Here is a 6,317-nt window from a genome sequence, read left to right on the forward strand (position 1 = left end):
GGCCCATTCCGAGATCGTCTGAAACGAGACCTCGATGCCGCGCGCGGCAAGCAGATCTTCGATGTCGCGAAAGCTGAACGGAAAACGATAATAGAGCCAAACCGCATGGGCGATGATCTCGGCGGGGAAACGGTGGCGTCTGAAGTGAGCAGGGGAGATTTCGGTCATTGCCACCAAATACCAACCCGTTCCCGACAGACTCGTTAACCCGACGCTACCCGTTCCAGGGCAGTTCAGCCGTTGAGCTAAAGCAGGCTCTCGCGGATTCCGTCGAGGATTAGTTCTCCTTGAGGCAGTGGAGACCCGAAGGAAGGGATCGCCGGGATCAAAAATTGCCCTTAGAGAACTTTTTGTATAATTCAAGTACCATCTGATCTACTATTGCTGGAGCCATCCTCCGACGCTGAGCGAGATCCAATGCAATTCCCTTGCGGATGGTTTCGATTTTTCTATCTTTAATTAATTCAATCGCTGAATTTAGCTTATTGAATACTGCATCATTACTTTCAAAAAAGTTAAGCTCTATTTTTCTAAAAAATAGCGTTCGCTTTATAGCATCATTTAGGAGTATTTTTAATTGAACGTTATGTGTCTCATCAATGAGCGCTATGTACACATTTTCGACAAGCTCCGAAACACGTGGAGTGTCGCCGACAGATTTCCGAAATTCGTCAATAATACTCGAAAAGCGATCGGTGAGAGCGTAAAGACTTTCTTGATTCAATCTTCTTATCAGGCCTTCGAAAACGCCAGAGAGCAGTAGAGCAATGAGTTCATATTGCTCCAGATAGTGCTCAACTGATGGCTTCTTGACGAAATACCCTTTCCCAGGGATGCAATCGATGAAATTTCGGTCAGCCAGCCTGATCAGGGCTTCCCGGACCGGCGTTGCGCTGAGCCGCAATTGGTCACCGATCTCAGGAATAGTCAATTGCGAACCTGGTTCGTACACATATTCCGTCACGCGGTCACGGATCTCAAGGTAGGCGGGATGATCAGCCTTTATCGACATCTCAGCTACTATCCTTCGCTAGTGATCAGATATTCTGTTCATTCCTTACGGCTCGCGAGATGGGCAATCAAAATGAGCGCGTAAATTGAAACACGCTACAGCAGCATATTGCTAAATATATGGGTCGCAATATTCTGCGCCAACCCCTGATTGTCGTGATATAGGTTAGTGGCCTTGGCTCTCAAGGCTTCGATAGGAAAGGAGGCTAGCTATGGCTCGCTATACAACTGCGAAGGTCGGCAAGGACCTTCTGACATTATTCGACTAAAAATACCGGATGCGCTGTCTTCGGTGAAGCTGCGCATCCACCCTCTGAAGCATTGGAGAACTATTGCGATGAGTAGTTTCCCTTCATTGCACGCAGATGGCCAATCGGCGATTGCGAAGGACCTGTTTGGTCCATACCTTGACCTGTCGGAGGCCGCAGGACAAGAACCTTTGCATTCCTGGCGTCCCATATTCGCTTTTCGCGCCTTAGAAACGGGGAAGTTCTTCTTCCGACTCCAACGGACGTTGCCACAATCTTTTCGGGTGTCATTGACGAACATCGCGGGGTTAGAAATATATCGGATCCAGAATCCCAATGAGTTGCCTTCAGCGAGTAGAACTGAAAGGTGGAACATACTCTGCAATCTAATTGGGAATTATGAAAAGCTCACTGTTTCTCACAAAGCTCTCGTGTCAAACTTACTTAACACACTCGGTTTTTTTGACCTTGTCGTGGAATTGAATCAAGGCGTTGATGTCGAATGGGACGAACATGGAGCGCGTCTGGCCTCGACTATTGCGGTGGCCCGCTACGTTCTATTTCTCGACGGTTACAATAAGAACTATTCGCTTAGCTTGTTTCACGCCATCGCCGAGAACGCCCCCCAGAAGTCTATTGCACGGTTTACCGCCATTCTTCATTTGATCGTCCAAAACGCCCGATTTACGAAGCAGGCCGTTGCTGTTGAGCATTGGAGCAGCGTGGGGCTGAAAGAACTGCAGTCCCTTCAGCAAGAAATTGATCCATTCATGCACGCAATTCTCACGAGTCGGTATTATCGAGGAGCATCTTTCTGCGGGTATATGACCGGCGACAAAGCTCGAGTGGTCGCGGACATGGATTTCGCTGAACAGTATGCAAACTTGGCGATGTCTCTGGTTGACGACGATCCGTTCCGAGAGATTGTTTGCAAAGAGAACCTATATCCGCTTATGGAAAGCCGCTCGAAGGAAGCTATATGGCTTGGCGATGCCGCGCTTGCGGAAGCTAGGATTCGAAGAGTCATCGAGGTCGATCCGCACGACGCCAAGATATGGATTGAATTGGCGGAATTGCTCGCCTCTGCAAAACGCTATCGTGAGGCCGCTGAGGCATATCATCGCGCCGCTCGCCTTGGACCACCGGGCCAGGAAGTCGCTTGGTTCATGGCCGCCCAGTGTCACGAAGAGCTTGCAGAATTGGAAACCGCCGCAAGCTGCTATCTGGCCTCTTTGAAATTGGACCCGCTTGGCATATCTGCGGTCGAAAAGCTCCAATCTCTAGCAACTCGCTTGGGCGATCCGCTCTTGGTAGCCTGGACGCGGGAGCGTCAAAATGCCCTAGCATCATAGCGATTCTTGCAGGTGCAAACCGATGTGGAATACGACAGGAATTGCTCTCTTGAGCGGTCGATTTCTCAGCACTGCTGCATATTATGCAGTCGTGCCCTTTGCCCTCGCCGTCTATCCAACCGAAGTGAATTCGTCGCCTGCGACGATTGCTCTTTCAATTGGCGTATTTGTTATTCTGGGCCGCCTTGTTGCTTTTCCTGTTGGAGGCTGCATCGATCGTTACGGAGCGGGACGAGTATTGTCGATCGCTTTGGTGGCGATGATTTGCTCTGGACTGCTGTTCTTCGCCGCTCCCGGCCGCTTCATGGCGGTAACCCAAATCCTTTGCCTCTCGGTCGGTTCGGCCGTCTGCAATATCGCGTACCGTGTGGCGGTTGCAAAGACGGTGTCCGAAAAGGATCAGTCTACCGCATTCGGTCTTCTTGGGAGCTCCAACAATATCGGCGTTGTAATCGGCCCGCTGATCTCCGCCGTTTTAATTAGCCTTTCCCAATCACTGGCCATAAGTGTTGCCAGCGCGGCGCTTTCGGCCGCTGCATTGATTTTTCTTGGCATTACCAAAATTGACGCAGGAGCCAAACGAAGAAAGGAATTCCGGTCCGCTGATTCAAATACCCAAGGCAATATTGCATTTATTAACTCTGCACATCGTGGAAGTATTCTTATAAATGTAATGCTTTCATGGTTATTCCTGCAGGTGATAATTATATCACTTGTCGATTATTCACAGAAGCATTTTCATTCGATTGAGACGGCATCTATCTTCTTCGCCGTTCAAGCCGCGACTGTCATCCCAATCCTTCCGCTTGCCGGCCGGGCTATTAGAACGTGTTCCCCAAGAACAATGCTCGCGCTCTTCCACGCAGGATCGATTGCAGTTCCGCTCGCGTTAGTTGCCTTTTCATTATTCCCGCCCACCCAAGCTTTCGCCGCCGCGATCGTGCTTGCTCTTCTCATCACAGCCAGCGAGGCTCTCGCAGTACCAACGTTGGATACATTGATTGCAACCACTGCCCAGGATCGTCGCTACGGCGGAGCTTTTGGCGGCATTGTCACCGCTCAGGCGATTGGGATGGGCATGGGAACCGTCCTAAGCAGCATACTTGCCTGGGATTATCCCATACTCGGCTCGCCTGCTAACATGTTGCTCGCAGCCGGGAGTTTTGGGGCAATGCTCATGACTTGCAGTGCATCGACGGCATTTTGGCCATGGCCAAGGATTTTGGTCACCTTGCGAGGAAACAGTAAGAATGACTGCTAATACATGCAGAAATCGTTCCATTTGTGGGTCAGCCGCGACGATTGATGCTGTGCGTTATCTCTTCCGACGGGTCGTCGGCACCGTGGCAGTGGTGACTACTCGAGGTAGTGCGGGCTTCGTGGGGCGTACGATCACTTCCTATTGTTCGGTTTGCCTGCATCCCCCGCACATCTCGATATGTCTCCGTAAGACTGGAACGTTCTATGATCAGATGACGAGTGATGGTCACTTCACCCTTAATTTGCTCGGTGAGGACGATGAAAATCTGGCTCTTCTCTTTGCCGGGCGCCTCGGCAAAGCGAATGAGCCGTTCCCAATTGAACGATGGGCTGATTGTAACGGCTTACCCGTGCTGCGGCATTGCCCGGGGTGGATGTGTTGTCAAACCACCGCTGCCTTCGATTGTGCCAGCCATCGGATATTCATTGGTGAAGTTCTAATGGCGCGCACCTTCGAGAACGCCCAGCCATTGCTGTATTCCCAAAGCCATTTCATCCGCTACCGAGATGCTGTTCGGCAACGCTCTCATTTGCCATCGACTCACAACAGCGGTGTTCCTTCTTAAGGCGACGACCAGGAGGCATGAAGATGACCCCTGCCTTCCATGATACCGCCTCGTCTACCGCAGAAGAAAAAGCGATTGACGCATATTCAAGGCTCTTAGCACATTTTGCACGGGCGGCAACTCTTTCCAATACGATCGAGATTTTGCAGTGGGACCACGACACTGTAATGCCGGCAGGATCTGCCGAAACGAGAGCTCAAAGTATGAGCCTTCTCAAGGTTTTGCATCACGACGTAATAACGGATCCGCGCATCGGAGATTGGATCGAAGAAGCAGAAGCAAATAGTCAGCTTGGAGAATGGGAGCGCGCTAATGTTCGCGAGATGCAGCGCATTTGGAGAAGCGAGACGGCGCTTCCGTCAGATCTTGTGGAGGCTTTGAGCAAGGCGGTATCCGCCTGCGAGATGGCATGGCGCGAAGCGCGCGCCAACTCGGATTTCTCTGCTCTGCTGCCGTATCTTTCGGAAGTTCTCGCCCTACAACGCAAGAAGGCTGTTGCGAAAGGCGAGCAGCTAGCCCTTGCACCTTACGACGCGCTCCTTAGCGAGTACGATCCAGACAACTGTTCTGAACGCGTCGATGCGCTTTTTGATGATCTCGCAGCTTTTTTACCTCCCTTCATCGATGAGGTCATTGAGCTTCAAGCACGGCAGCCCAATCTCCCGATATTACCCGGGCCATTTTCCATCGAAGCGCAGCATTCGCTTGTACTTGAGATGGTTAAAATGCTTAGGTTTGATTTTGATCGGGGGCGTCTTGATACTTCAGCTCACCCGTTTTGCTCAGTTGCCGATGGCGATACGCGCATTACAACGCGTTATGACAAGAATGACTTCACCAGCGCTTTATCAAGCGCGTTGCACGAGTGCGGCCATGCGCTTTACGAACAAGGACGTCCGCTAGCATGGCTTAACCAGCCTGTTGGGCGAGCTCGAAGCGTCAGCATACATGAGAGCCAGTCGCTGCTGATGGAAATGCAGGCGTGCTGCAGTCGTGAGTTCTTTTCCATGGCGACGCCAATAATACGCAAGTGCTTCCAAGGAATTGGACCGGCGTGGGAAGAAAATGCCCTTTGGCGTCATTACACCAAAGTTGAACGAAGTTTTATTCGGGTAGAGGCTGACGAGGTAACCTATGGAGCGCACGTTATTTTACGCTACCGCTTGGAGAAGGCATTGCTCGCAGATGAAATCCCGTTAGCGGAACTGCCACTGGCTTGGAAGGAGCAAATGCAGGCGCTGGTTGGCGTTGTGCCGCCGAACGACCGAGTTGGATGCCTTCAGGATATCCACTGGCCCAGCGGCGCCTGGGGTTTCTACCCGTGTTATACATTGGGTGCAATTATGGCCGCGCAGCTTTTTGATGCCGCTTGTACATCGGAGCCTGTCATTTTGCCCGCCATTGGACGTGGGGACTTCATGCCTTTGCTCGGATGGTTGAGAGAAAACATTCACAGCCAAGGCTCCTTTTACGAAATCGATGATTTGCTAAAGCGCGCAACGGGTCGATCGCTCGACAATGAAGCGTTCAAGGCGCACCTACGAAATCGGTACACCGCAGTTTTTTGAACCGAATAACAAAGTGGCCAACATTTAATCTGCCCCGTTCCGGTTTGCTTAAGACGTGCCGCCAAACGTATTGCTGCAGCATGCTGGCCAATCGGTAGCGTCGGGTTAACGAGTCTGTCGGGAACGGGTTGGTATTTGGTGGCAATGACCGAAATCTCCCCTGCTCACTTTAGACGCCACCGTTTCCCCGCCGAGATCATCGCCCATGCGGTTTGGCTCTATTATCGTTTTCCGCTCAGCTTTCGCGACATCGAAGATCTGCTTGCCGCGCGCGGCATCGAGGTCTCGTTTCAGACGATCTCGGAATGGGCC

General features: G+C 51.5%; 5 protein-coding genes and 2 pseudogenes. 5 read left to right on the forward strand and 2 right to left on the reverse strand.

The window, feature by feature from the left end; all coding sequences use genetic code 11:
* A pseudogene (locus ACPYOP_RS32270) lies at positions 1-168 on the reverse strand (IS6 family transposase); the annotation flags it as partial.
* A 157-nt stretch (positions 169-325) separates the two neighbouring features.
* Positions 326-1,012 carry a GntR family transcriptional regulator gene (locus tag ACPYOP_RS32275; protein WP_481414275.1) on the reverse strand — a complete coding sequence of 229 codons (687 nt, stop codon included), beginning with the start codon at positions 1,010-1,012 and terminating at the stop codon, positions 326-328.
* A gap of 174 nt (positions 1,013-1,186) precedes the next feature.
* On the opposite strand from ACPYOP_RS32275, the gene ACPYOP_RS32280 reads away from it, so the two are divergent.
* The 5 genes and pseudogenes from ACPYOP_RS32280 to ACPYOP_RS32300 form a co-directional block, all read left to right on the forward strand.
* Positions 1,187-2,611, forward strand: a complete 1,425-nt coding sequence (locus tag ACPYOP_RS32280) for a tetratricopeptide repeat protein (RefSeq protein WP_481414276.1) — start codon at positions 1,187-1,189, stop codon at positions 2,609-2,611.
* 22 nt (positions 2,612-2,633) lie between these two features.
* On the forward strand, positions 2,634-3,872 hold the full coding sequence (locus ACPYOP_RS32285; protein ID WP_481414277.1) for an MFS transporter: 1,239 nt from the start codon (positions 2,634-2,636) through the stop codon (positions 3,870-3,872).
* Positions 3,862-4,437, forward strand: coding sequence for a flavin reductase family protein (locus ACPYOP_RS32290; RefSeq protein ID WP_481414278.1), 576 nt, complete (start codon positions 3,862-3,864; stop codon positions 4,435-4,437). The genes ACPYOP_RS32285 and ACPYOP_RS32290 overlap by 11 nt, the downstream gene beginning before the upstream one ends.
* Before the next feature lie 23 nt (positions 4,438-4,460).
* On the forward strand, positions 4,461-6,005 hold the full coding sequence (locus ACPYOP_RS32295) for a carboxypeptidase M32 (RefSeq protein ID WP_481414279.1): 1,545 nt from the start codon (positions 4,461-4,463) through the stop codon (positions 6,003-6,005).
* Between the two features lie 144 nt (positions 6,006-6,149).
* Positions 6,150-6,317: pseudogene (locus tag ACPYOP_RS32300) on the forward strand (IS6 family transposase); the annotation flags it as partial.

It is taken from the genome of Rhizobium sp. KNZ2-6A (genome assembly GCF_056755475.1).

What these genes read in the sequence shown, in the direction of transcription:
- ACPYOP_RS32275 (WP_481414275.1), bottom strand. Translation starts at nt 1,012, where the DNA reads ATGTCGATAAAGGCTGATCATCCCGCCTACCTTGAGATCCGTGACCGC.
- ACPYOP_RS32285 (WP_481414277.1), top strand. Translation starts at nt 2,634, where the DNA reads ATGTGGAATACGACAGGAATTGCTCTCTTGAGCGGTCGATTTCTCAGC.
- ACPYOP_RS32290 (WP_481414278.1), top strand. Translation starts at nt 3,862, where the DNA reads ATGACTGCTAATACATGCAGAAATCGTTCCATTTGTGGGTCAGCCGCG.
- ACPYOP_RS32295 (WP_481414279.1), top strand. Translation starts at nt 4,461, where the DNA reads ATGACCCCTGCCTTCCATGATACCGCCTCGTCTACCGCAGAAGAAAAA.